This is a genomic window from Aureimonas phyllosphaerae (assembly GCF_900113065.1).
In the GTDB taxonomy this organism is placed as follows: Bacteria; Pseudomonadota; Alphaproteobacteria; order Rhizobiales; family Rhizobiaceae; genus Aureimonas; species Aureimonas phyllosphaerae.
On the sequence record NZ_FOOA01000001.1, the window covers coordinates 308,476 to 333,375 of the forward strand.

Here is a 24,900-nt window from a genome sequence, read left to right on the forward strand (position 1 = left end):
CAGGCAAGCCTCGGCGGCTACACCTTAACCGTCTGTTTACGCGCGCCGTTAATCATAGCCATGGATCATTTAAGGCAGGGTAAACCGATCAGGTTCAAGTCGAAGCGAGGATGCGACGTGCTTTCCAAATGGGATCCCACACATCTTCGCCGCGATACGGACACAGATCGAAAGACTCGGTTGAACAAAGGATTCGAGCGGAAGGCATTGTTAACCATTCACTGGCACGATGGCTCTCAGCTCTAAGACGAACTCCAACCTTGTCGGTCCCCCCGCCCCGGCCGGGCTGATGCAGAGGATTTAACTGATGCGCGTTCTTTTGATTGAGGATGACAGCGCGATCGCGCAAAGCATCGAACTCATGCTGAAGTCCGAGAGCTTCAACGTCTACACGACGGATCTCGGCGAAGAGGGTGTCGATCTCGGCAAGCTCTACGACTACGACATCATCCTTCTCGACCTGAACCTGCCCGACATGTCGGGCTACGAGGTGCTGCGCACGCTGCGTCTCGCCAAGGTCAAGACGCCGATCCTGATCCTGTCGGGCATGGCGGGCATCGAGGACAAGGTGCGCGGCCTCGGCTTCGGCGCCGACGACTACATGACCAAGCCCTTCCACAAGGACGAGCTGGTCGCCCGCATCCACGCCATCGTGCGCCGCTCCAAGGGCCACGCCCAGTCGGTCATCGTGACCGGCGACCTGACCGTGAACCTCGACGCCAAGACGGTCGAGGTGAACAGCCAGCGCGTGCACCTGACAGGCAAGGAATACGCCATGCTGGAGCTGCTTTCGCTTCGCAAGGGCACGACGCTCACGAAGGAAATGTTCCTGAACCACCTCTACGGCGGCATGGACGAGCCCGAGTTGAAGATCATCGACGTCTTCATCTGCAAGCTGCGCAAGAAGCTGGCGACCGCCACCGAGGGCAAGAACTACATCGAGACCGTCTGGGGCCGCGGCTACGTCCTGCGCGAGCCGGAATCCGACACCCGCGCCGCCTGAACCAGCGGCCTTCATTGACCAGAGCCCGCCCTTCCCTTCGGAACGGCGGGCTTTTTCATGCTCAGGCCGCGGCCGGCTCGGCAACCGCGACGAAGGGCGCGACCCAGTCGAGAAGCGAGGCGCGATCGAAGGGTCGGAAGATGAAGCCGTCGGCCCCTGCCCGCTTGGCGCGGGTCATGGTGCCGAGGTTCGATTCCACCAGCGAAACGAGAATCTTGGCCTTGGCCGTCTTCGGATCGGCCCGGAGCGCGCGTACCGACGCGTCTACCGTCGTGTTGGGAAGCGAGGCCGAGACCAGCACGAGGACCGGCGCAGCCGCACTTGGCTCGGCCAGCAGGCGGGCACCGGCGGCCAAGCTCTCGGCGCCGATCGTCTTGAGATCGATGCCCGTCAGGATGCGTGCGGCGACCTTGGCGACGATGCTGGATTCGTCGATGACGAGGCAGACGGACATGCGATCGGCTCCGGCTTGCCGCCGGCGAAGACCGGCGTTCGGGACGGACCTTAGCAGCCGATCTTTTCGGACGGGTTCACGAGAACGGCGAACGGATCGTCAACGCGATCCGTCGATTGCAACCGTTTCATCCGCGTCGGCGGGCTCGGCGGCCTCGGCGATCGGCGCCACGCGGAACACGGCCTCTTCGTCGGTCTGCTCCAGCGTGACGGCAAGCTTTGCCTCGCGCGCCAGAAGCAGCGCGTAATAGGGCTGGATGCCGTGGGCATCGATCGATTCGGGTGTCGCCTCGCCGGCCAGAAGCTCGCGGAACTTCGCCGGCACGCGCAGCGGCTTGCCGCGCGAGGTGATCGTGAAGCGCGCCACCGGCTCGAGCTGCTCAATCACCACCTCGACCTCGCGCCCGCGCGGCACGGATGCGTTGGCAACGACGAGAAGGTTGAGCACCAGCTTGGCGATGTTCTTCGGGACGTAGGCGCGCTCGCCCGACCACTGCAGGTTGGCCTTCTCAAACGCCATCCAGCCCTCGGCGACGGTCCTGGCGTCGCCCATGTCGATCTGCGCCGTCGAGGAGCCCGACGCGCCATAGGCGATCCGCGCGAACTGGAGCTTGGCCACCGCGCTCTTGGTGGATGAGCGCACCAGCGCCATCGATTCCGGATCGTCCGGCATGTCGTCGAGAAGTTCGAGCCCGCTCTGGATCGCCCCGACCGGGGAGATGATGTCGTGGCAGAGGCGGCTGGCCAGGAGGGCCGCCAGATCCGGCGCGGACAATGCGGGCAGGTTCGTCATCGGCGTTCCGCCTTGGTTAACATTCGATGAAAATCGGACACAATCGCCCTATCACGCGGTCGCCCGTGCGGCGAGGCAAAGCCGGGCTGCCGGCACCCTTTCCGCCGCCTGTGGCATCCCGACGACACCTGCCCGTGCGGCAGGCCCCGGCGTTAGGGAAGCGGAAACCATGCATCGCGCAAGCTGTGGACGAGACCTTCGTCCGGTCGCCCGTCGGGGCGCCCGGATCGTCACAGCCTCCGGAAGGATTCCCGCGATGAACCGCACGACCCGGCTGGTCCGCCGCCTCGCCCTCGCCGCCATGGCCGCCGTGGCGCTGCCGGCGTCGATCGGCCTCTCCACCCTGCCCGCGAGCGCCCAAGCGCAGAGCGGCGGCTACACGATGGAAGAGATCGTCGGCGAGGGGCACCGCTTCTTCGGCGCCACGGCCGGCGGCCTCGCCACGGTGATCGAGCGCGCCTTCCAGGAGCGCGGCCTGCCCAACGGCTACATCCTCGGCGAGGAAGGCTCCGGCGCCTTCATCGGCGGCCTGCGCTTTGGCGAAGGAACACTCTTCACCAAGAACGCCGGCGAGCACCGCATCTTCTGGCAGGGCCCGTCGATCGGCTTCGACGCCGGCGGCGACGGGGCGCGCACCATGATGCTCGTCTACAACCTGCCCTCGGTGGAAGGCGTCTACGGCCGCTTCGTCGGCATGAGCGGCAGCGCCTATCTGGTCGGCGGTGTCGGCATGACATTCCTGCAGCGCGACGCGATCACGCTGGTGCCGATCCGCACAGGCGTCGGCGCCCGCCTCGGCGTCAATGTCGGCTATCTCAAGCTGACCCCGAGCGCGACCTGGAACCCGTTCTGACCGGGAACGCCGCGCTAGGCAGGCCGGGTCGGATTGACGTATGACAGTTCGATGCGGCCGTCGTCCGGTCGCCTTTCTGGCCTATGTCGACCTACGGCATCCGCCAGGCACGAGGTCGAACGTTTCATGATCGCAACCGCGCTCGTCTTCGCGCTCGGCGCCTTGGTCGCCAGCTTCCTGGCCCTCGTCTTCGCGCCGATCCTGTGGAGCAACGCCCAGCGCCTTGCGCGGCGCGAATTCGAGGCCAATATCCCGGCGTCCGTCCGCGAAATGCGCGCCGAGATCGACGCTGCGCGCGCCAGGGCGGCCTTCGATCTCGGCCAGGAGGCGATACGGCATCGCGCCGCGCAGGAGACGGTGGTCCGCGAGCGCGCCGAGGCCGGTCGTGCCATCCTCGAAAACGGCCAGCTTCTTTCGCGGCAGGCGGAACTCGACCGCGAGATCGCCACGAGCAGCGGCCGCATCCGCCATCTCGAAGACCAGATCGGCATGCTGACGCAGGAACGCGACGCGCTTCTGGCGACGCGCCAGGATCTGCGGGCACGCCTCGAACGCCGCGAGGGCGAACTGGCCGGCCTTTCCGCCAAGCACGCAAGCCTCAGCGAGCGCTTCGACGCGCAACGGTTCCAGCTGGCGACCGCCGAAGCGCGGGTTGCCGAGCTCGCTGCCGCTCTTGCCTCGCCGCCAACGGCTGCCGCAAGCCCTCCCGCCGCGACGGCGCCCGCGCTGCGGCCGACGCTGCAGCCGCTCGCGGCAGGAAAGCCCGAGGGCGCCCCTGCCCCCCTCGCTCCGGCTCCGCCGGCGGCCACGGGCCCGACCGGAAGCAGCCGACTTCGGGCTGCGATCGCGCGCACGGGAGCCGCAAGACCCGCGGCCGCGCCGGCTGACCACGCGGAAATTCGCGAGCGCATCGGCGACATTGCGGCGCGCGTCATTCACGAACGGATCAAGGTCGAAGGGTCCGACTCGCAGCTTGCGCGCTTCATCGCCGAGGCGCCGCAGCCACAGGGCGGCGGCGAGCCGTTCCTCGCTGACCGCGTGCGCAGCCTTCAGGCCAGCGAAGCCTCCTCGGCGACGGAAACCAGCGTCGCGGTCACCCCGGGGGCGACGGTCACGACCGCGCCGGGAAAGCCAAATGGTGCAGGACGAGCGCGGCGGAAGTCGCGACGTTAAGGCTGTCGAGTCCCGGCGCCATCTCGATGCGCACCGGGCGGCAGCGGCTCATCACCGAATCTTCCAGCCCATCCCCTTCCGCGCCGAGAAACAGGGCGCGGGGCCGAATGTCACGGATGTCGCGCAGCGCATCCGCAGCGTTCGGCGTGAGCGCAAGGCACTCGTAGCCCATCGACGACAGGCGTTCCGCGATCTCGGCCGCGCTGCCCCAGCGCACGAACGGCACGGTGAACACGGTTCCGACCGAAACCCGGATCGCCTTGCGGTAAAGCGGGTCGCAGGCTCGCTCGTCGAGAATCACGGCGCCCGCACCGAATGCTGCGGCGTTGCGGAAGATCGCGCCCATGTTGTCGTGGTTCGACAGACCGCAGGCGACGACGATATTGCCTCGCGACTCCAGCGTGGCTTCGAGGGCCGCCTCGACGTCCGCCTCGCCCGACGCCAGCACGGGCTCTGCGAGCGCCATAACCCCTCGATGGACGGGAAAGCCCGCGATCCGGTCGAACACCTCCCGCTCCGCTCGATAGATCGGTACATACGCCGGCAACGCGGACAGCCGCGCGGACAACCCATCGAGCCTCTCACGCAGCACCAGCAGGCTGACGGGTCGGAACCGGCGCGAAGCGAGGATCTGGTCGAGGACCACCGCCCCTTCGGCGATGAACTGCCCGCTGCGCGTCAGGTCGCGCTCGCGCACGTCGCGAAACGCGGCGATCCTGTCGTCGGCTGGATCCAGAATGTCGATGATCGATGACGAGCCCGACAATGGTTCGATCGAAGTCATTTCTGTTCCTCTGTGACGCCGTCGCACAGGCAAACGACAACGCGTCGTGTCGGAGTGTTCCTTGGAACGGAAGGGGTCATGTTTCCCGATTGAAGCTCAAGCGCGTCAAATCCGGGATGCCCGAGCGAAATCGAACCACTTCAGGCGATGCGAACATACTCGGAGTAGAGTGCCCGAGGGCATCCGCGCCCACTCCGAGATCTCACCGCCGATCCAGACTCCCGACTTGCCAGCACTCTCGATGCCGACGACGAGGCGCGTCAACGACGGCTTGAGATCCGCGGTGGTCCAAAACCAACGGCCGCCGCAACGGGAGACGCTCGAACAAATCTGCCCCGCGCTCGGCAGTTTGTAACTCGAGGTGGTTATGAAATCTCGCACGGCTTCGCTTTGAACGCGCTCGACCCTATCCGCCGCCTGCTTGATCGCTGGGGAGAAGAAGCGGTGTGCTCCTCGAGACAGTCAATCGAGCCCGCAAATCACGCTCACGATCATACCCGCCACTTCCACCTTCCAATCGCAGGACGTCAGCCGCCCGTCCCGATCGGTCGGATATCCCGCTTTCCGAACCGTTAAACGTTCGCTCTGTATAGCTTTCTCATGGCCGACACGCGGCGAACGCGGAACCGGTCGGTGAGGAAGTCGCGCGGTGCTGTACGGGTTCGTGAAACGCCTCTTGAGGGATCGCAGCGGCAGCATCCCCGTGATGACCGCTCTCCTGATGATACCGATGACGTTGATGGCGGGCGGCGCCATCGACTTCGCCCGACACGAGCGGTTGCGAGTGGCGGTTCAGGACACGCTCGATCGCGGCGTCCTCGCGGCTGCCTCTCTGACGCAGACGCAGGATCCCGAGAAACTCATTCGAAGCTATCTTGCGCAGATCCCAACCAGCGCGGCGTACGACCTGACGATCAAGGAGAACAAGAAGACCAACTTCCGCAAGATCGAGGCCAGCGTTTCGCTCAGCGAGCCGACGACATTTCTCAAGCTGGGAAACATCAAGGCCCTTTCGGTGTCGGCGAAGTCCTCCGCGCAGGACGAGCGTCGTAATATCGAGATTTCCCTGATCCTCGATATTTCCGGGTCGATGGTCGACAACACCGGAATGACGCAGCTTCGTCCCGCCGCCGCGAACTTCGTCGATGCGCTGATCCGACCGGACACCAAGGACTATACGTCCATGAGCATCATCCCGTTCGCGGGTGGTGTGAATATCGGCGCGTCGGTTTTCGATGCGCTCGCCGGACCGCTCTACCATCGGCGGCACAGCTACTCCTCCTGCTTCGAGACCAGTTCGCTGGAGTTCTCGAGCGGCATACAGGCGTTCCCGCTGTCGGATCAGTACCCACGTTTCACCTTCTACAACTGGAACAGAAGCGATCGCAGACCCTGGTGGTGTCCTGAAGGCAATCAGCAGGTCACATACATCACCAACGACGCCACACTGCTGAAGTCACGGGCGGCGGCGCTGGAGCCCTATGACGGCACGGGAACTGCCTATGCCCTCAAGTGGGGCACGCTGCTCCTCGATCCCGCGATGCAGCCCATCTTCTCTTCTCTCCGAAGGAAGGGCTCGCTTGCGATCCCGGCCGCGTTCGATTCCCGGCCGGCTGCCTTCAGCGACTCGCAGACGCGCAAGATCCTGGTCCTCTTCACCGACGGCGCGGTCGGTTTTCAACCCCGTCCCGCCAAAACAACGGACAACGAAGTCTCGGGAAACATCAGCTGTTCCGGTTGCTCGCGCGAAATCTACTCAGCCGCTGCCGCCGTGAAAGCCTACAAGTCAGCCTGCGACCTTGCAAAATCGAAGGGTATCACGATCTTCACGATCGCCTTTAAGGTGAACGCGGCCGACGCCCCGTCCCTTTCCTATTGCGCGAGCGATCCGTCCTACGCCTACAACATCGACGGCCTGAACATCGCGACGACCTTTCAGTCGATCGCGACGACCATCCAGAAGATCCGGTTGGTGCCATGAGGCATCTCGGGCTGCTGCACGACATCAAGGGCAGTTCGGCGGTCGAGTTCGCGATGGTCGTTCCGATCTTTCTGGCCCTCGTGTTTTCGACGCTCGAGGGCGGATGGATGATGACGCGATCGATTTTGCTCAGCCGCGCGCTGGATGAGACGGTCCGCCTGATCCGCGTCGGCGATCCGTCGGCCCCGAAGGATCATGCCACCATGAAGAAGGCTCTGTGCGCGCGAACCCTAATCGTCAGGGACTGCGAGCACACGATCCTGATCGAGATGAAGGAGATCAAGCTTGCGGCCGACGTGCCGACGACGGCGGCCAAATGTGTCGACCGTGCCGCCACAGTGCAACCGACGACGAACTTCTCGACCGGTTCGCGAGGATCGATCATGTACGTCCGGGCATGCATCGTGTCCGACCCGATCGTTCCCCTGATGGGGTTGGTGCTGAAGTTCGAGAAGGATGGAAAGGGCGGCTATCACCAGACGGCGGTATCGACGTTCATGAACGAGCCCGGGGCATGACGAATCGATCCTTTCGCCTGAAGAGCTTCTCCGACGATCAGCGCGGTGTTTCAGCCATCGAGTTCTGCCTGATCGCGCCGGTGCTGATCCTGCTTTTCCTGGGATGCACCACCTTCTTCATCGCCTTCTCCGACTCGGTGACGGCGGAAAAGGCGTCCTTCAATGTCGCCGACCTTCTATCCCGGAAAACGACGGTCTCGACTGCGGAACTACAGACCGTCGACGCCCTGTTCCAGGTGATGCTGCCCGCGGGTCACGGCGCCACAACATTCCGGGTCAGCAGCGTGAAGATGGCGAACGGAATGCTGGACGTGGCTTGGTCCTGGCCGCGAGCTCCCCTGGCAGCGCTGAAGAAGACCGATCTTGCCGCGTTGAAGCTGCCGATCGTCGCGGAAGGCGACTCGCTGATCGTTTTGGAGACCACGGTCGCTTATCAACCGATCGCTGCCTCTGTCGGCCTGTCTTCCGGCGTCTACAAGAATATGGTCGCCAATCGGCCACGCTTCACGGCTGGTGTCGTCAAGACCGACTGACTGGCGCCCCGACGTTGGTCTGCTCTAGGAAAGAAGGTCGAGGCGTCCGCGGACTGAGCCATTGAAGCGGCCGAACGACCGAGCCTTTGCAAACGCCGCGTCGAAGGCAAATCGACCAAATCGGCGTTCGTTCGGAGGGCCTTCAGCCGATCGTCCTGATGATCGAATCAGCAAGATTTCTCGGCGAAGCAACCGATAACGTGCCCTGCCCATCAAACCGGGTCGCCTGCTCCGCCCCCTATCCCTCGAGACGGCGTACGACAGCTCCGTCCATTCCTTGATGAGAATGACAACTGGCCAGCCGCACGATTGGTGACGGCATCACGCGGCGCGAAGGGAAGGTCGCCTTGGTGCCGAAACTGTCGCCTTATGGGGAGATTGACTGGTACGCCCAAGGGGAATCGAACCCCTGTTTGCGCCGTGAGAGGGCGCCGTCCTAACCGCTAGACGATGGGCGCGAACCAGTGATCGGGGATATAGCCAGCCCGTTTCGGCTTGGCAAGCGCTTTCTGCGGTTCACTGCGCGGTTTGTGCGGGAGGCTCGACCGCAGACAACGGATAGCGCGCGGCGAGCGTGCCGGAGCCGAGGTCGATGAGGACGAGCGACTGCGTGCCGTCCGCGGCTTCCACGGTCAGGAGCGCGTTGTCGCCGCTGAGGGCCGTGGCGACGACGCGCACGCCTGCGCCGATCGCCACCGGCGGGAGCGTGCCGGCGGCGCGTTGTGCGCCCTCGCCGTCCTTGGTGCGATAGACAACGGCGCTGAGAACCGCGATAAGCCCGACGAACAGGACGGCGATCGAGATCGCGAGAAGGCGGACCATCTTGCGCCGCACCTTCTCGAAGGCCGGATCATTCGGCGCGCCGGCCGCTTCATTGTTTCCCGTCACGTTCTTCCCGCGCCGCTGGAGTGTCAGATGTCGATCGTTGGTACAGGGGGAGACGAAACTGACGCAAGCGCGTTCGTCGTGGGCGAGGCGGACGCCGGACGCCGGCTCGACCAGTTCCTCGCCTCGGCGCTCGGCGGCGAGCTGTCGCGCTCGCGGCTCCAGTCCCTGATCGAGGACGGGCAGGTCCGCATCGACGACGAGACCGTCACCGTCCCGAAGCGCAAGGTCGCGGCGGGCGAGACCGTGCAGCTCGACATGCCGGAAGCGGCCGCCCCGGAGCCGACCGGCGAGGATATCCCGCTCGACATCCTCTACGAGGACGACCACCTCGTCGTCCTCGACAAGCCAGCCGGCCTCGTGGTGCATCCCGGCCCCGGCAACTGGACCGGCACGCTCGTCAATGCCCTCCTCTTCCATTGCGGCGACACGCTGTCGGGCATCGGCGGGGTGAAGCGTCCCGGCATCGTGCACCGGCTCGACAAGGACACGAGCGGCGTCATGGTCGTCGCCAAGTCCGACACCGCCCACCGCGCGCTGGCCAAGCAGTTCGCCGCGCACGGGCAGGACGGCAAGATGGAGCGCGCCTATCAGGCCGTGGTCTGGGGCGTGCCGTCGCGGCCTGTCGGTACGGTCGAGGCCGCGCTCGGCCGCTCCAACTCCGACCGCACCAAGCGGCAGGTCGTGCCGGAAGGCCGACCGGACGCGCGCCACGCCGTCACCCATTTCGAGGTGCTGGAGCGCTTCGGCACGGAGGGCGCCAACGCCTCGCTGATCGCCTGCGTCCTCGAGACGGGACGCACGCACCAGATCCGCGTTCACATGAGCCATATCGGCCACCCGCTGATCGGCGACGAGGTCTACGGCGCGCACTTCCGCACCAAGGCGAAGAAACTCGGCGACGTCGGCGAGGTGGTCTCGGCGTTTCCCCGTCAGGCTCTCCACGCCTTCCGCCTCGCCTTCGAGCATCCGGTCACCGGCGAGGCGATGGAGTTCGAGACGGAACTGCCGGACGACATGCAGGAACTTCTCGAAGCGCTGGCCCGTTTGGACGCCTGACACGCCCGCGATGACGGCAGGGCGACACGGGTCCGGCGTCTCTCTCGAGTGAACGAAATGTAACCTTCGTTCGCCCTCTTCAGGTCATGTAATCGGGGCACAGAGTCACCATATCGAAGCTCGGCGAGGTGCGCCTTCAGGGCGCCTCGCAGCCGATCGGCTCGGGCAACGAGCGATCCAGGCAGAAGGAGGGTTCCATATGGCGAGAGCCAATCTTCCCAGCATCGCGTCCGGCGAGGGCGGCCTCAGCCGTTACCTCGACGAGATCCGGCGTTTTCCGATGCTGGAGCCGAACGAAGAATACATGCTGGCCAAGCGCTACGCCGAACACGACGATCGCGGCGCGGCCCACAAGCTGGTCACCAGCCATCTGCGCCTCGTGGCGAAGATCGCGATGGGCTATCGCGGCTATGGGCTGCCGATCGGCGAGGTCGTGTCCGAAGGCAATGTCGGCCTGATGCAGGCGGTCAAGCGCTTCGACGCCGACCGCGGCTTCCGTCTGGCCACCTACGCGATGTGGTGGATCAAGGCCTCGATCCAGGAATACATCCTGCGGTCGTGGAGCCTCGTAAAGATGGGCACGACGGCCAATCAGAAGCGCCTGTTCTTCAACCTGCGCAAGATGAAGAGCCGCATCCAGGCGCTCGACGAGGGCGATCTGCGCCCCGAGCAGGTCCAGCAGATCGCGACCTCGCTCGGCGTGTCCGAGGAGGAGGTCGTCTCGATGAACCGCCGCCTGTCGGGCGACGCGTCCTTGAACGCACCGATCCGCGCGACGGAAGGCGAGTCGGGCGAGTGGCAGGACTGGCTGGTCGATCAGTCTGAGAGCCAGGAGGATATCCTGGTGGAGCAGGACGAACTCGAGCAGCGCCGTGGCATGCTGCATCGGGCGATGGGCGTCCTGAACGATCGCGAGCGTCGCATCTTTGAGGCCCGGCGACTGGCGGAGGACCCGCTGACGCTGGAGGCTCTGTCGGGCGAGTTCGACATCAGCCGCGAGCGCGTGCGCCAGATCGAGGTGCGCGCCTTCGAGAAGGTGCAGAAGGCGGTGCAGGACACGGCGGAAGCCGCCCGCCGCTCGTTGCGGGTCGTCGAGGACGCGCACGCCTGAGACGGCGTCCCGTCATGGCATGAAAAAGGGCCGGTCTCCCGCGAGACCGGCCCTTTCCTTTGGCTCCGACCCGGCCGATGTCAGGTCCGACTGTTCCAGGCGTCGATCGCCTCGCGGAACACGCGCTCGCCGGGAATGCCCTTCTCGATCGACATCAGCGCCCGCTGACCCGACGTGTAGGCAATCGGAATGTCGATCCACTCCTGGCTGCGCAGCAGCGCGAGATTGCTCTGGATCGCCTGCGGCAGGTCGTTCAACGCGATGATGAAGAAGCCGTCGGAGATCTTGCCGGCGACACCGATCAGCGGCTCGCCGCGCGCCTGCTCCGTCGGCTTTAGCGCCAACCGTTGTACGTTCTCGATCTGGCCGCCGGGGAAGTTGGCGGGCGTGTCGAAAAGGATCTCGATCACATGGCTCGCCGGCAGCGTCGTGTCGGCGTTGCGGCGGATGGTCATCGTCATCTTGAGGCTGCTATCGGGCACATCGACCACGGCCCGGATCACCGGCTCGGCCGGCCGTCCCTCGGCGGGGGGCTCGTTGTCGAGGCTCCAAACGACGTTGCCGCTTTGCTGCGTGCCCTCGCGATCGGCCGAACGCTCCTCGTAGAACACCGCACGCTGGCCGACCGGCACGGTACCGGCCGCCACCTGCGGCGTCGACGCGGGTGCCTGGGGCGCGGGCGTCGCGCTCGGCTCCGGCGTTGCGGGCGTCGTGGTTGGCGCCGTCTCCGGGGCGGGCGTCGGCGCGATCGTCGCGGCGGCGACGTTGGTCCCCTCCTCGAAGGCGTTCGGCGCGCTCGTGCCCGGTCCCTCGTCCACCTCGGTCCCGTCCGGCAGGAGGCGCTGGGTAAACTGTCGCCCGCCCGGCGCGGGGGGCGTGGTCGTCGGCGTCGCCGGGGCGACGTCGGTCACGGTGCCGCTCGGCGGCGCGGCGGTCTCGGGCGTCGTTCCGGCCTCCGGAGCCGACGCCTCGCCGCTGTCGGTCGTCTGGCCAGGCGCGGTGCCGGCGGGAACCGATGCCGTCTGCGGGGTGCCGAGAACGACGGAGCGGATATCGTCGAGATAGAGATAGCCGAGGGCACCGAGACCGACGAGCGCCACCACGGCGACCCCGGGCCAGAGCGGCGAGCGGCCTCGGCCCGCGGCCCGGCGCGGCGCATAGCGGGGGGCACCGAGATCCGCCTCGGGAATGCCCGACAGCATCGCGCCCGGCGACGGCGCCGCCGACTGAGCGGGAACGGGGCTCGCGGGTCGAAGGGCGCCGCGCGCGGCGGAGCCCGGCTCCGGCCTGTCGCCCGTCTCGTCTTTCGCGCGTCGCTCGCGCATCGGCGGCGCCGGTGGCGGCGCGATGCGTGCGGGGGGTTCATCCGCTTCCGGCGCCGGCCCCACGACGCCGACCTGCGGCGCCTCGTCGGCGGCCGCGCGCTCCGGCAGCACCGGCGGCGACGGGCGTTCGGCGCGGGGCTGCGGCGGGCGCTCGAAGGCCGGCGCCGTGCGCTCCGCCGGGCGGAGCTCGGCAGCTGCCGGCGGGCTGTAGGCGGGAGGCGCGGACGGCGCGGGGCGCGGCGGCGCGACAGGCGCGGCGTCTCCCGGCCGCATGGTCGGTGTGGCGCGCGGAAACGCCGGGACCGGTGCGCGCGGGGGAGCACGCTCCGGCTCCGGCGCTGCATAGGACGGAGCGGGCTCGGGAGCGGCAGGCGCCGGCTCAGGCGGGACCGGCTCTGGGGCTGGCGCTGCGACCGGAGACGGAGCGCCGGGCGCCTCGACCGGCACCGCGGTGCCCTCGACGCTCTGGTAGTAGGCCTCCGACTCGGCGATCGCGTCCTCCAGCACGCGATAGCGCTGCTCCGCGACCTCGGCCGCCAGCGGCGGGTCGGCGGACTGGATCTGCCGCGTGATGGCGGCCCGCGCCTTCTCGTAGACCTTGGCCCGCAACTGCGGCGTGGCATTCGGCAAGCCGTCGATGGTCTTGCGGAGGACGGCGGTCAGATTCGCCATGAAGCGCTGCACTCACTCGAGGTCGGTACCGGGAACGGACCGAGCCTCGCGGCGATCCAGCACCCGTCCGGCCCCGCCGTGCCGGTCGATCCCGCCTGCCAGGGAATCGCGACGGGAGGGGCCGATGGAAGGAAGGCGGATCGCCTCCCCTCCCGGTTGTGGACGATCCCCGCCTTCGAGAAAGCGGGGGCCGCGCGGCGCAGCCGAAAGCTCGAACGAACCTAGAAACCTTTTATCAAGGTTTCATTAATCTTGAAACGGATCGCGGACAAGGATCGTGTCGTCACGCTCCGGAGAGGTAGACAGGAGCGTCACGGGGGCGCCCACGAGTTCCTCGATCTGGCGCACGTACTTGACCGCTTGCGCGGGAAGATCGCCCCATGACCGGGCACCGGCCGTCGTGCCCTTCCAGCCCTCGAAGCTCTCGTAGACGGGCTTCACGCGCTTCTGTGCGGCAAGGCTCGCGGGGAAGTAGTCGATCCGCTCCCCGTCCAGCTCGTAGGCCGTGCAGATGCGAATCTCGTCCATGCCGTCGAGGACGTCGAGCTTGGTCAGCGCCAGACCGTGGATGCCGTTGATCGCGACCGCCTGTCGCACCAGCACCGCGTCGAACCAGCCGCAACGACGCTTGCGACCCGTGACCGTGCCGAACTCGTGGCCCTTGGTGCCGAGAAACTCGCCGACCTCGTTGTCCTGCTCGGTCGGGAACGGCCCCTCGCCGACGCGCGTCGTATAGGCCTTCGTGATGCCGAGCACGAAGCCGAGGCTGGACGGCCCGAGGCCGGAGCCCGCCGCCGCCTGCCCCGCCACCGTGTTGGAGGAGGTGACGAACGGATAGGTGCCGTGGTCGATGTCGAGAAGCGTCCCTTGAGCGCCCTCGAAGAGGATGCGGTCGCCGGCCTTGCGGCGCTCGTCGAGAAGGCGCCAGACACGGTCGATGTAAGGGGTGATCTCGGCGGCGACCGAGGTCAGTTCCTCGAGGATCGCCGAGGCCTCGACCTCCGGCTGGCCGAGGCCGCGCCGGAGCGGATTGTGATGGGCGAGGAGGCGCTCGATGCGCTCGGGCAGCGCTTCCGGCTCGGCAAGGTCCATGACGCGGATCGCACGCCGGCCGACCTTGTCCTCGTAGGCCGGGCCGATGCCGCGGCCCGTGGTGCCGATCTTGGTGCCGGCTGCGGCCGCCTCGCGCGCGGCGTCGAGTTCGCGATGCAGCGACAGGATCAGCGAGGCGTTGTCGGCGATGCGAAGGGTGTCCGGCGAGATCGAGACGCCCTGGCCCTCAAGGCGCTTCTTCTCAGTGACGAAGTGATGCGGGTCGAAGACGACCCCGTTGCCGATCACCGAAAGCTTGCCCTTCCGCACCACGCCCGACGGCATGAGCGAAAGCTTGTAGGAGACGCCGGAGACGACCAGCGTGTGTCCGGCATTGTGGCCGCCCTGGAATCGCACGACGACATCGGCCCGCTCCGAGAGCCAGTCGACGATCTTGCCCTTCCCTTCGTCTCCCCACTGGGAACCGACGACGACGACGTTAGCCATGCAGTCTCCTCGAAGGCGTCCCGCCCTCACGATGCTGATCTTCGGGCGCGCAAAAGACCCGTCGGGGGTCCGCCGGCGCAAACGCGGCGGACTATAGTCAAGGCTTTGCCGCAGCGCGAGGTCGCGAGCCGCCTTTTTCACACGATCGGATCGAGAATTAAGCCATGCGAACGATTGCCTGTGACGCGGCGATCCGCGAAAGCTCCAGCATGCTGAAGCGACTCGCCCACCCTGCCGTTCTCCTCCTCCTCACCGCGTTCATCTGGGGCGCCAACGCGGTGGCGGGGAAGCTGTCCGTCGGCCACATCTCGCCGATGAGCCTGACGCTCTTGCGCTGGGTCGGAGCGCTGATCCTCCTGTTCCCCTTCGCGCGCCCGCACCTCGTGCGCGACCGGCCGACCATCCGCCGCCACTGGCTCTATTTCGTCGGCCTCGGCCTTCTCGGCTTCACCTCGTTCAACGCGCTGTTCTACGTCGCGATGGGCTATACGAGCGCGATCAACGCGATGATCATCCAGGCCGCGATGCCGCTGGTCGTCTTCGTCGGCATGTTCCTGTTCTTCCACATCCGCGTGTCGGTGCTTCAGGTCGTCGGCTTCGCGCTGACGCTAGTCGGCGTCCTCCTCGTCGCCTCGCACGGCCATCTGGAGACGATCCTTGCGCTCGACTTCAATATGGGCGACGCGATGATCCTCGGCTCGACCACGATCTTCGGCGTCTACACGATCCTTCTGTCACGCAAGCCGCGCGTGCATTGGCTGAGTTCGATCTTCATGCTCAGCCTCGGCGGCGCACTTGGAGCGGTGCCCCTGCTCGCCTGGGAACTCTTGGCGGGACTGACCTTCGCACCGGATGCGCAAGGTCTCCTGATCCTCGCCTTCACGATCGTCTTCCCGTCGATCCTCAGCCAGGCGCTCTACATCAAGGGTGTCGAGATGATCGGCGCCAACCGGGCGAACATCTTCGTCAACACGGTGCCGGTGTTCGGCGCGATCCTCGCCGTGCTGATCCTCGCCGAACCGTTCCATGCCTATCATCTGGCGGCGCTGTCGCTGGTGCTCGGCGGCATCGCGATTGCCGAGCGCGGTAAGCGCACGGTCCAGCCCGCGGCGCAATAAGAAAGGGCGGAGCGGTTTCCCGCTCCGCCCCCTTTCCTATCGCCTTCCGTTCGATCAGACGTCGAAGGTCAGCATCTTCGCCTGGCCGATCGCGTTCAGGCCGCGAAGCTCCTCGAGGAACTCCTCGCTCAGCGGCCCGTCGAGGTAGATGATCGCGATCGCGCTGCCTCCCTGCTCGTCGCGGCCGAGGTGGAAGTTGGCGATGTTGATCCCGGCCTTGCCGAAGGCGGTGCCGATCTGGCCGATGACGCCCGGCACGTCTTTGTTGGCCGTGTAGAGCATGTAGCGGCCGACATCGGCCTCCATGTTGATGCCCTTGATCTGGATGAAGCGCGGCTTGCCATCCGAGAAGGTCGTGCCCGCGACCGAGCGCGTCTGCTTCTTGGTCTTGACGGTGACCATGATGTAGCCGTCGAAGACGCCGGTCTTGTCGCGGCGCACCTCGGAGACGGCGATGCCGCGCTCCTTGGCCATCAGCGGCGCCGAGACCATGTTGACCGTCTGCACCTGCGCCTTCAGGAGGCCGGCGATCGCGGCGGCCGACAGGGCGCGCGTGTTCATCGTGCCCGGCGCGCCGTCATAGAGGATCTCGACCGCGTCGATCGCCTCTTCCGTCAGCTGGCCCGCGAAGGAGCCGAGGATCTCGGCGAGCTTGACGTAAGGGGTCAGGATCGGCGCCTCTTCGGCGGTGATCGAGGGCATGTTGAGCGCGTTGGAAACCGCGCCCTTCACGAGGTAGTCGGCCATCTGCTCGGCGACCTGCAGCGCGACGTTCTCCTGCGCTTCCGTCGTCGAGGCGCCGAGATGCGGGGTGCAGACCACGTTGTCGAGGCCGAAGAGCGGGCTGTCGGTCGCCGGCTCGACCTCGAACACGTCGATGCCGGCGCCCGCCACATGGCCTGACTTGATGGCCTCGGCGAGGTCCTTCTCGACGATCAGGCCGCCGCGCGCGCAGTTGATGATGCGCACGCCCTTCTTCATCGTGGCGATCGCCTTGGCGTCGATGATGTTGCGCGTCTTGTCGGTCAGCGGCGTGTGCAGCGTGATGAAATCGGCGCGCTTGAAGAGGTCCTCGAGCTCCACCTTCTCGATGCCGAGCTGGGCCGCGCGCTCCTCCGACAGGAACGGGTCGAAGCCGATCACCCTCATCTTGAGGCCGACGCCCCGGGAAGCCACGATCGAGCCGATGTTGCCGCAGCCGACGACGCCGAGCACCTTGCCGGTGATCTCGACGCCCATGAAGCGGTTCTTCTCCCACTTGCCGGCCTGCGTCGAGGCGTCGGCGGCGGGCATCTGGCGGGCCACCGCGAACATCATCGCGATGGCATGCTCGGCCGTCGTGATCGAGTTGCCGAAGGGCGTGTTCATCACGATGATGCCCTTCCGCGAGGCGGCCGGGATGTCGACGTTGTCGACGCCGATGCCGGCGCGGCCGATGACGCGCAGGTTCGGCGCCGCATCGATCACCTTCTCCGTCACCTTGGTCGCGGAGCGGATGGCGAGGCCGTCATACTGGCCGATCACCTCGAGGAGCTTGTCCTTGTCCTTGCCGAGATCGGGGAGGTAATCGACCTCGACGCCCTTGTCCTTGAAGATCTGGACGGCGGTCGGGGACAGCTTGTCGGAAACGAGAACGCGCGGAGCCATCAGGCTTCTCCTGCAGCTTTCGGCATCGAGCGATGCCTGGAAACGGAAAATGAATGAGGGAGCCTGCCCCTGTCGCCGGGGCAGGCTCGAGCCGTCAGGCCGCCTGCGCCAGCGTCGCCCTTTGCGCCTCGTAGGCGTAGGCGATCCAGGGCATCAGGGCCTCGAGATCGGACGCCTCGACCGTCGCGCCGGCCCAGATGCGCAGGCCTGGAGGGGCGTCGCGATAGGCACCGATGTCGAGGGCGACGCCCTCCTTCTCCAGCTTCGAGGCGACGCCCTTGGCGAAGGCGTCCTGCTCGTCCTTGGACAGGCCCGTGATTTCGGGCGCCGTGAACTGGAGGCAGACCGAGGTGTTGGAACGAATTTCGGGCGTCTTGGCGAGGAAGCCGATCCAGTCGTTGGCCGACACGAACCGGTCGATCACGCCGAGGTTCTTGTCGGCTCGAGCCTTCAGGGCTTCGAGACCACCGATCGACTTCGCCCACTGGAGCGCGTCGAGATAGTCCTCGACGCAGAGCATCGACGGCGTGTTGATCGTCTCGCCCTTGAAGATGCCCTCGATCAGCTTGCCGCCCGAGGTGAGGCGGAAGATCTTCGGCAGCGGCCAGGCCGGCTTGTAGGTAGTGAGACGCTCGACGGCGCGGGGGCTGAGGATCAGGACGCCGTGCGCGCCCTCGCCGCCCAGCACCTTCTGCCAGGAGAAGGTGACCACATCGAGCTTGTCGTAGGGAAGGTCCTGCGCGAAGGCGGCCGAGGTGGCGTCGCAGATCGTCAGGCCCTGACGGGTCGCCGGGATGGCATCGCCGTTCGGCACGCGCACGCCCGAGGTCGTGCCGTTCCAGGTGAACACCACGTCGTGGTCGAAATCGATCTCGGCAAAATCCACGATCTCGCCGTAGGGCGCCTCGAGGACGCGCGCGTCGGCGAGCTTCAGCTGCTTCACCGCATCCGTCACCCAGCCGGAGCCGAAGCTTTCCCAGGCGACCATGTCGACCGGACGCGCGCCGAGCAGCGACCACATGGCCATCTCGACCGCGCCGGTGTCGGACGCCGGCACGATGCCGATGCGGTAATCGTCGGGAACGCCGAGCACGGCGCGGGTGTCGTCGATCGCCTGGGCGAGCTTGGTCTTGCCGATCTTGGCGCGGTGCGACCGGCCGAGCGGCGCATCGCTTAAGCCGTCCAGCGTCCAGCCGGGACGCTTGGCACAAGGACCAGAGGAAAAGCGGGGATTGGCCGGACGAGCGGCCGGCGGTGCGATGTTCGCCATCAAAAGCTATCCTTACAGATAGAAGCGCCTCGTTGGGGAGGCGTGTCCCAAGTCTGCGGATATGCCCGTCCTCGCCGACGGTCAAGTGACAATCGGACGACGTTCACGCGAAGCTCACGCCTATCTTATGAAACGCGAGCCTTTCCGAACCGATTCCCTTCTCGTCGAAACGCGGAACGGAGAATCACCATGGCAGCAGGAAGAAGCCTGGAGCGTCGGGTTCTGGACAAGGACGAACTCGATCTCGTGGCACAGACTCATCACCCGGCCATCCGCAATCTCGAACGAGGCGATCTCGACGCCCTCACCCGGCGGCTGCGCGAGAGACGCGACCGTGCGCAGGCGATCGCCAATCGCCGGCGGGGCGCCGCCCGGCGAGGCCGGGGATCGCAGGAACCCGAGAACTCCGGCATGCGTCAGAAGGCCGGCGTGCTGGCCGAGGCCCTGGCACGATTGAACAAGGAGCGCACGCGGCGCGAGCATGAAGGAGCGGCGGATGCCCTTCAGGCCAACGCCCGCCGAGCCCTCAAGCTGAAGCGGGCCAACGCCTGGCGCAGCGCCCGCCGGCCCGGCGCCGGTCGCACGGCACGCGACGGCATGACGCCGGCGGAAAACGAGAAGGCAGGTCGGATCGGCAGCCCGATGGAAGCCGGCCGCGTGTCCCAGTTCATGCGCGACGCGCAAGCGGCCCGCGACAACCGGGCCTGATCGAACGGCGCCCTACCAGAGCTTGAAGCGAAGACCGGCGCGGATCGTGTGCCGGTCGAAGCCCTCGTCCTTCGCCAGCAGCACAGCGCCCGATGCCGTGTCGAGACGATAGGCATCGCCGTCGTCGACATTGACGTACCGATAGCCGGTGTCGATCGAGAGCTTGTCGTTAAGGTCGTAGGAGACGCCGGCCGACACCGCATAGGCAAAGCGCCAGGAGGCATCGTCGCCATAGGCCGCGGTGAGCCCGCCGGGCGGGCAAAGCACCGTGCCGTTGCAGGTCGCCGTACCGATAACGTCGCCGTACTCGACGTGAACCGCGCCGAGGCCTGCGCCGATGTATGGCGTGAAGCCCGCCACTGTCCCGAGGTCGACATAGGCGTTGCCCATGACCTCGACCGCCTCGACCTCTCCCCGCTCGCGCGAGGCGCAGGACGCGTCGAAGCCGCAGAACCAGCCGGCTCCGTTGCCGCCTGCCACGTCCTGCTTCCAGTAATCCACCGTCGCGTCGAAGCGGAGCCAGTCGCTCGCCTTGTAGCCGATGCCGCCACCGACCCCGAACCCGTCGTCGAGGCGCCAATCGGCCATGCGGTTCGACGTCGTACCGCCCGGTCCTGCGAGAGTCTGCGTGCCACCGAACGTCGTGTCGAACGCGTAGGTCGCGTCGGCGCGAAGATAGAGGCCGGTTTCCGCGACGGGGATCGAGATCTCGGGCGCGGCGAGAATGTCGATATCGGCCGCGAATGCGGGGTTTGCGAGCGTCAGGAGACTTGCGGCAAGGAGATGACGGGCGACGGGCATGGCGAGGCTTCCTGCTGGGCGGACCGGCAAGCCCCTCGGCGGCACGCGCCCCGGAGCTTCCGAGCGCACCATCGCCGCCAAAGCGTTAATCCGCGGTTAACCATGTCGCTTAACCTTTGCCGAACCTTTCGCCCGGTCCCCGCCTGCCCCGAACGCGAAAAGGGCCGCCCCGGAGGGCAGCCCTTTTCGTCATGTCGATGGCGCGTCGGCTCAGAAGAAGCTGTAGCGTAGACCAGCGCGGATCGTGTGGATGTCGAAGCCGTCGTCGCGGGTCTGGACGCCCTTCGCACCGTACTGCTTGTCGGCGCTGTCGAACTCCCAGGAGTCGCCTTCCCAGACCTTGGTGAAGCGGTAGCCGATGTCGAGCGCGAGCTGGCTGGTCAGATCGACGCTGGCGCCGGCCATGAGCGCGGTCGCGAAGCGCCAGTCGTCCAGACCCTCGTGGGTGCCGGAATAGGGCGTGTAGCTCGGGCTACAGGGCGGGCAGACCTCGTTCGACTTGACGTCGTCGTACTTCACGTAGGCCGTGCCGACGCCGGCGCCGAGGTAAGGGGTGACGACGCCGAAGCTCGGCAGGTCGACATAGGCATTCGCCATGATCGTCCAGACGTCGGCTTCCGACTTGTCGTTGTAGTTGCACTCCTCGAAGGGCCCGAGGCCATGCGCCGGATCGGTGATGATCATCAGCGGGCACTTGGTCTTGCCGTTCACGTCGGAGCGGAAGTAGTCGACCGTCGCGTCCATGCGGAACGTGTCGGTGAAGCGGTAGCCGGCGCCGACGCCGAAGGTCGCGGCGTCCGACAGGCGCAGGTCGTCGTAGCGGTAGTGGTCGTCGATGCCCTCGACGCCCGGGAATATGTTATAGAAGGCCCACTTGCCATCGGTCTTCGACTTGAAGTTGTAGCCGACGTCGCCGCGGATGTACCAGCCGCTGAACGGAACTTCCTCGATGACCGGGATCGGCTCGATGATATCGGCCGCCTGTGCGAGGGTGGGAAGAAGAGCGGCAGAGGCCAGAAGGCCAAGCGCGAGCCGTAGCATCATCATTATCTCCAGATTGAACGACAGTCGCGGCTTGGGTTCCGCAATGATCGCAAATCTAAAGATTAATGATTAATAGAGCGTTTACCGTGCCGGAACCTGACCAGCACGGAAGCATAGTCGCGCAATGACCGCCGTCAGGCGGCTTCCCGCTTCAGCGCGCCGATGATGTCGTCCACCACGTCGTTGACGAGTTGCTGGTCGTCGCCTTCGGCCATGACGCGGATCAGCGGCTCGGTGCCCGAGGGACGAATGACGAGGCGCCCGCCCTCGCCGAGGCGATCGCGACCGGCGTTGATGGCATCCTGCACCCGCTCCTTCTCGAGCGGCGCGCCACCGGCGAAGCGCACGTTCTTCAGGACTTGCGGCACCGGCGTGAACTTGCGGCAGACCTCGGATACGGTGCCGCCCGCCCCGCGCACCACTGCAAGCACCTGAAGCGCCGAGACGAGGCCGTCGCCTGTCGTGCCGAAATCCGACAGGACGATGTGGCCGGACTGCTCGCCGCCGACATTGTAGCCGTGCTCGCGCATGTGCTCGACCACGTAGCGATCGCCGACCTTGGTGCGCGCGAGCTGGATCTGCCGGTCGTTGAGGAAGCGCTCGAGCCCGAGGTTCGACATGATCGTGGCGACCACGCCGCCTGCGGCGAGCCGGCCGTCCTGCGCCCAGGCCTCGCCGATGACGGCCATGATCTGGTCGCCGTCAACGACCTCGCCGTGCTCGTCGACGATCAGCACCCGATCTGCGTCGCCGTCGAGCGCGATGCCGATGTCGGCGCGCACCTCGCGCACCTTCGCCTTCAGCGCGGCGGGGCTGGTCGATCCGCAGTTGAGGTTGATGTTGGTGCCGTTCGGATCGACGCCGATCTTCACGACCTCGGCGCCGAGTTCCCAGAGAACGTCGGGCGCCACGCGATAGGCCGCGCCGTTGGCGCAGTCGATGGCGACCCGCACGCCGTCGAGCGACAGGTCGCGCGGCAGGGTGCGCTTGGCGAACTCGACATAGCGGTCGCGGCCGCCGTCGTCGTAGCGCTTGGCGCGGCCGAGATGGGCGCCGACCGACAGGCGCGGGGTGAGATCCTCGTCGATCAGCCGATTGATCTCGCCTTCGAGTTCGTCCGACAGCTTGTACCCGTCGGGGCCGAAGAGCTTGATGCCGTTGTCCTCGAACGGGTTGTGCGAGGCGGAGATCATCACGCCGATGTCGGCGCGCATCGAGCGCGTCAGCATGGCGACGGCCGGCGTCGGCATCGGGCCGAGCATCAGGACGTCGACGCCGACCGCCGTGAAGCCGGCGCAGAGGGCCGGCTCCAGCATGTAGCCGGACAGGCGCGTGTCCTTGCCGATCACGACGCGGTGCCGGTAGTTGCCGCGCTTGAAGGCAAGTCCGGCCGCCATGCCGACCTTCATCGCGATCTCGGGCGTCATCGGATGCCGGTTGGCGAGGCCGCGGATCCCGTCCGTCCCGAAATAGGATTTCGTCATGGCGTCTCGTCTCCGCTGGCAATCGGCTTGGGGCTGTAAGCGCGCAAGCATGAAGCCAAAAGTAAAAAAGAATGTCAGCAGGCAGATGAGAGCGACGCATCCGTCGTGCCAACCCCCACCTCGGAACGAAAAAGGCGGGCTTGAAAGCCCGCCTTCCCTTGATCTGAAGGAGTAGTCGTCAGGCAGTCGGCTGAGGCTCCAGCCCACCTTCCTTGTCGTCGCGCGGGCCGGACGGCTTGATCGAGCCGGCCTTGGGCACTGCCGAGCCGCGCGAGGGCGGCGTGTCGTCACCCATGTCGCGAGCGAGCGTCTTGCCGGCAAGGAGATCGCGGACCTCGTCGCCCGACAGCGTTTCGAACTCGAGAAGGCCGTTGGCGATCGTGTGGAGATCGTCGAGGTGATCGCGCAGCACCTGGCGGGCGCGATTCTCGGCGACCTCGACGATGCCGCGGACCTCGGAATCGATCAGCTTAGCCGTCTCCTCCGACATGTTCTGCTGCTGCGAGACGGAGTGACCGAGGAACACCTCTTCCTGGTTCTGGCGGTAGCGCAGGCGACCGAGCTTGTCGCTCATGCCGTATTCCATGACCATCGCGCGGGCCATATTGGTGGCCTGCTGGATGTCGTTGGAGGCGCCGGTCGTCACGTTGTCGAGGCCGTAGATCAGCTCCTCAGCGGCACGACCGCCGAAGATCATCGCGAGACGCGCCTCCATCTCGATCTTGCGCATGCCGTAGCGGTCGCGCTCCGGCAAGTTCATGGTGACGCCAAGCGCCCGACCGCGCGGGATGATCGTCACCTTGTGCAAGGGATCGTTGTGCGGAACGTAGAGGCCGACGAGGGCATGACCGGCCTCGTGATAGGCGGTCAACTTCTTCTCTTCCTCGGTCATGGCCATCGACCGGCGCTCGGCGCCCATCATGACCTTGTCCTTGGCATCCTCGAACTCGAGCATGGTGACGAGGCGCTTGGAGCGACGCGCCGCCATCAGCGCCGCCTCGTTGACAAGGTTGGCGAGATCGGCGCCCGAGAAGCCCGGCGTGCCGCGCGCGATGGTGCGCAAATCGACGTTAGGGGCCAGCGGCACGTTGCGCACATGGACCTTCAGGATCTTCTCTCGGCCGCCGACATCCGGGTTCGGCACCATGACCTGACGATCAAAGCGGCCGGGACGCAGGAGCGCGGGATCCAGAACGTCCGGACGGTTGGTCGCGGCGATGAGGATGATACCCTCGTTCGCCTCGAAGCCGTCCATCTCGACGAGGAGCTGGTTCAGCGTCTGCTCGCGCTCGTCGTTGCCGCCGCCGAGGCCCGCACCGCGATGGCGACCGACGGCGTCGATCTCGTCGATGAAGATGATGCAGGGCGCATTCTTCTTGGCCTGCTCGAACATGTCGCGCACGCGGGATGCGCCGACGCCGACGAACATCTCGACGAAGTCCGAACCCGAAATGGTGAAGAAGGGCACATTGGCCTCGCCCGCGACGGCGCGCGCCGTCAGCGTCTTACCGGTACCCGGAGGGCCGACGAGGAGCACGCCGCGCGGAATCTTGCCGCCGAGGCGTTGGAACTTCTGCGGCTCGCGCAGGAACTCGACGATCTCCTCGAGGTCCTGCTTGGCCTCGTCGACGCCGGCGACGTCCGCGAAGGTCACGCGGCCGTGCGCCTCGGTCAGGAGCTTGGCCTTCGACTTTCCGAAGCCCATCGCCTTGCCGCCGGCCCCGCCCTGCATCTGGCGCATCAGGAAGATCCAGACGCCGAGAATGAGGAGGATCGGGCCGAACGACAGCAGCATCGACCAGATCGGATTGGTGTTGTCCGACGGCGGGCTGGCGTTGATCGTGACGTTCTTGCCCTCGAGACGGGACACGAGCTGGGGGTCGCCGGGCGAATAGGTCTGGAACGGGCTCGACCCGTCCGTATAGCTGCCGGAAATCCGCTGCCCCTGGATCGTCACCGAGCGCACGCGGCCCGAATCGACGTCCGACAGGAACTGGGAATAGGGAACCTCCCGCGTGTTCGCGTTCTGCGAGCCGTTCGAAAACAGCTGGAACAGCGCGATGAGCAGAAGCGCGATGATCGCCCAGAGGGCGAAATTCCGGAAGTTCTGGTTCATTATCCGTCCTGGGATGAGGCCCCGATCCCC

General features: G+C 66.4%; 22 protein-coding genes and 1 tRNA gene. 10 read left to right on the plus strand and 13 right to left on the minus strand.

Annotated elements, in window-relative coordinates:
- Window positions 1-307: 307 nt before the first annotated feature.
- Window positions 308-1,003, plus strand: coding sequence for a response regulator transcription factor CtrA (gene ctrA / locus BM175_RS01510; RefSeq protein WP_055888342.1), 696 nt, complete (start codon window positions 308-310; stop codon window positions 1,001-1,003).
- A gap of 61 nt (window positions 1,004-1,064) precedes the next feature.
- Here the strand turns inward: ctrA and BM175_RS01515 are convergent, their stop codons facing one another.
- Both BM175_RS01515 and chpT read right to left on the minus strand, forming a co-directional pair.
- Window positions 1,065-1,457 carry a PleD family two-component system response regulator gene (locus BM175_RS01515; RefSeq protein ID WP_090958309.1) on the minus strand — a complete coding sequence of 131 codons (393 nt, stop codon included), beginning with the start codon at window positions 1,455-1,457 and terminating at the stop codon, window positions 1,065-1,067.
- A 99-nt stretch (window positions 1,458-1,556) separates the two neighbouring features.
- On the minus strand, window positions 1,557-2,249 hold the full coding sequence (gene chpT, locus BM175_RS01520; RefSeq protein ID WP_090958311.1) for a histidine phosphotransferase ChpT: 693 nt from the start codon (window positions 2,247-2,249) through the stop codon (window positions 1,557-1,559).
- A gap of 256 nt (window positions 2,250-2,505) precedes the next feature.
- Here chpT and BM175_RS01525 point away from each other — a divergent pair, with 256 nt between their 5' ends.
- Together BM175_RS01525 and BM175_RS01530 are read left to right on the plus strand one after the other, a co-directional pair.
- A complete protein-coding gene (locus BM175_RS01525; RefSeq protein WP_090958313.1) occupies window positions 2,506-3,102 on the plus strand; it encodes a DUF1134 domain-containing protein in 597 nt (198 codons plus the stop codon).
- A 126-nt stretch (window positions 3,103-3,228) separates the two neighbouring features.
- Complete coding sequence (locus BM175_RS01530; RefSeq protein ID WP_090958314.1) at window positions 3,229-4,275, plus strand: hypothetical protein; 1,047 nt, start codon at window positions 3,229-3,231, stop codon at window positions 4,273-4,275.
- On the opposite strand, the gene BM175_RS01535 is transcribed toward BM175_RS01530, so the two are convergent.
- Entirely contained in the window at window positions 4,214-5,059 is an 846-nt protein-coding gene (locus BM175_RS01535; protein WP_090958315.1) for a TrmH family RNA methyltransferase, read from the minus strand. The genes BM175_RS01530 and BM175_RS01535 overlap by 62 nt on opposite strands.
- A 649-nt stretch (window positions 5,060-5,708) precedes the next feature.
- Between BM175_RS01535 and BM175_RS01540 the strand changes: the two genes are divergently transcribed.
- The 3 genes from BM175_RS01540 to BM175_RS22620 are packed head-to-tail and all read left to right on the plus strand — an operon-like array spanning window position 5,709 to window position 8,091.
- Entirely contained in the window at window positions 5,709-7,040 is a 1,332-nt protein-coding gene (locus BM175_RS01540) for a TadE/TadG family type IV pilus assembly protein (RefSeq protein WP_090958317.1), read from the plus strand.
- On the plus strand, window positions 7,037-7,558 hold the full coding sequence (locus BM175_RS01545; RefSeq protein ID WP_090958318.1) for a TadE/TadG family type IV pilus assembly protein: 522 nt from the start codon (window positions 7,037-7,039) through the stop codon (window positions 7,556-7,558). The genes BM175_RS01540 and BM175_RS01545 overlap by 4 nt, the downstream gene beginning before the upstream one ends.
- On the plus strand, window positions 7,555-8,091 hold the full coding sequence (locus BM175_RS22620) for a TadE/TadG family type IV pilus assembly protein (protein ID WP_183193369.1): 537 nt from the start codon (window positions 7,555-7,557) through the stop codon (window positions 8,089-8,091). The genes BM175_RS01545 and BM175_RS22620 overlap by 4 nt, the downstream gene beginning before the upstream one ends.
- 383 nt (window positions 8,092-8,474) lie before the next feature.
- Here the strand turns inward: BM175_RS22620 and BM175_RS01555 are convergent.
- Window positions 8,475-8,549: transfer RNA gene (locus BM175_RS01555), tRNA-Glu, on the minus strand.
- 58 nt (window positions 8,550-8,607) lie between these two features.
- Window positions 8,608-8,979: a hypothetical protein gene (locus tag BM175_RS01560; protein WP_090958320.1), complete on the minus strand. Its 372-nt coding sequence runs from the start codon at window positions 8,977-8,979 to the stop codon at window positions 8,608-8,610.
- A gap of 27 nt (window positions 8,980-9,006) precedes the next feature.
- On the opposite strand from BM175_RS01560, the gene BM175_RS01565 reads away from it, so the two are divergent.
- Both BM175_RS01565 and rpoH read left to right on the plus strand, forming a co-directional pair.
- Window positions 9,007-10,035, plus strand: coding sequence for an RluA family pseudouridine synthase (locus BM175_RS01565; protein WP_090958322.1), 1,029 nt, complete (start codon window positions 9,007-9,009; stop codon window positions 10,033-10,035).
- 199 nt (window positions 10,036-10,234) lie between these two features.
- The gene (gene rpoH, locus BM175_RS01570) at window positions 10,235-11,146 is read left to right on the plus strand and encodes an RNA polymerase sigma factor RpoH (protein ID WP_090958324.1); all 912 of its coding nucleotides are present in this window, start codon (window positions 10,235-10,237) and stop codon (window positions 11,144-11,146) included.
- Between the two features lie 80 nt (window positions 11,147-11,226).
- Here rpoH and BM175_RS01575 read toward each other — a convergent pair whose 3' ends face one another.
- Both BM175_RS01575 and BM175_RS01580 read right to left on the minus strand, forming a co-directional pair.
- Window positions 11,227-13,143: a hypothetical protein gene (locus tag BM175_RS01575; RefSeq protein ID WP_139224547.1), complete on the minus strand. Its 1,917-nt coding sequence runs from the start codon at window positions 13,141-13,143 to the stop codon at window positions 11,227-11,229.
- Between the two features lie 246 nt (window positions 13,144-13,389).
- Window positions 13,390-14,682 carry an adenylosuccinate synthase gene (locus BM175_RS01580; protein ID WP_090958328.1) on the minus strand — a complete coding sequence of 431 codons (1,293 nt, stop codon included), beginning with the start codon at window positions 14,680-14,682 and terminating at the stop codon, window positions 13,390-13,392.
- A gap of 209 nt (window positions 14,683-14,891) precedes the next feature.
- Here BM175_RS01580 and BM175_RS01585 point away from each other — a divergent pair, with 209 nt between their 5' ends.
- Window positions 14,892-15,800 carry a DMT family transporter gene (locus BM175_RS01585; protein ID WP_090959093.1) on the plus strand — a complete coding sequence of 303 codons (909 nt, stop codon included), beginning with the start codon at window positions 14,892-14,894 and terminating at the stop codon, window positions 15,798-15,800.
- A gap of 54 nt (window positions 15,801-15,854) precedes the next feature.
- On the opposite strand, the gene serA is transcribed toward BM175_RS01585, so the two are convergent.
- Entirely contained in the window at window positions 15,855-17,447 is a 1,593-nt protein-coding gene (serA, locus tag BM175_RS01590; protein ID WP_090958330.1) for a phosphoglycerate dehydrogenase, read from the minus strand.
- Window positions 17,448-17,541: 94 nt separating this feature from the next.
- Window positions 17,542-18,717: a phosphoserine transaminase gene (locus BM175_RS01595; RefSeq protein ID WP_090958332.1), complete on the minus strand. Its 1,176-nt coding sequence runs from the start codon at window positions 18,715-18,717 to the stop codon at window positions 17,542-17,544.
- Window positions 18,718-18,906: 189 nt separating this feature from the next.
- Here BM175_RS01595 and BM175_RS01600 point away from each other — a divergent pair, with 189 nt between their 5' ends.
- Window positions 18,907-19,425, plus strand: coding sequence for a hypothetical protein (locus tag BM175_RS01600; RefSeq protein ID WP_090958334.1), 519 nt, complete (start codon window positions 18,907-18,909; stop codon window positions 19,423-19,425).
- A 12-nt stretch (window positions 19,426-19,437) separates the two neighbouring features.
- Here BM175_RS01600 and BM175_RS01605 read toward each other — a convergent pair whose 3' ends face one another.
- The 4 genes from BM175_RS01605 to ftsH form a co-directional block, all read right to left on the minus strand.
- Complete coding sequence (locus BM175_RS01605) at window positions 19,438-20,226, minus strand: outer membrane protein (RefSeq protein ID WP_175526726.1); 789 nt, start codon at window positions 20,224-20,226, stop codon at window positions 19,438-19,440.
- 210 nt (window positions 20,227-20,436) lie between these two features.
- Window positions 20,437-21,270 (minus strand): outer membrane protein, encoded by an 834-nt coding sequence (locus BM175_RS01610; protein ID WP_244545822.1) that lies wholly within the window; start codon window positions 21,268-21,270, stop codon window positions 20,437-20,439.
- 134 nt (window positions 21,271-21,404) lie between these two features.
- Window positions 21,405-22,754 carry a phosphoglucosamine mutase gene (gene glmM / locus BM175_RS01615; RefSeq protein ID WP_090958337.1) on the minus strand — a complete coding sequence of 450 codons (1,350 nt, stop codon included), beginning with the start codon at window positions 22,752-22,754 and terminating at the stop codon, window positions 21,405-21,407.
- Window positions 22,755-22,932: 178 nt separating this feature from the next.
- Complete coding sequence (gene ftsH, locus BM175_RS01620; RefSeq protein ID WP_090958339.1) at window positions 22,933-24,870, minus strand: ATP-dependent zinc metalloprotease FtsH; 1,938 nt, start codon at window positions 24,868-24,870, stop codon at window positions 22,933-22,935.
- Between the last annotated feature and the right edge of the window lie 30 nt (window positions 24,871-24,900).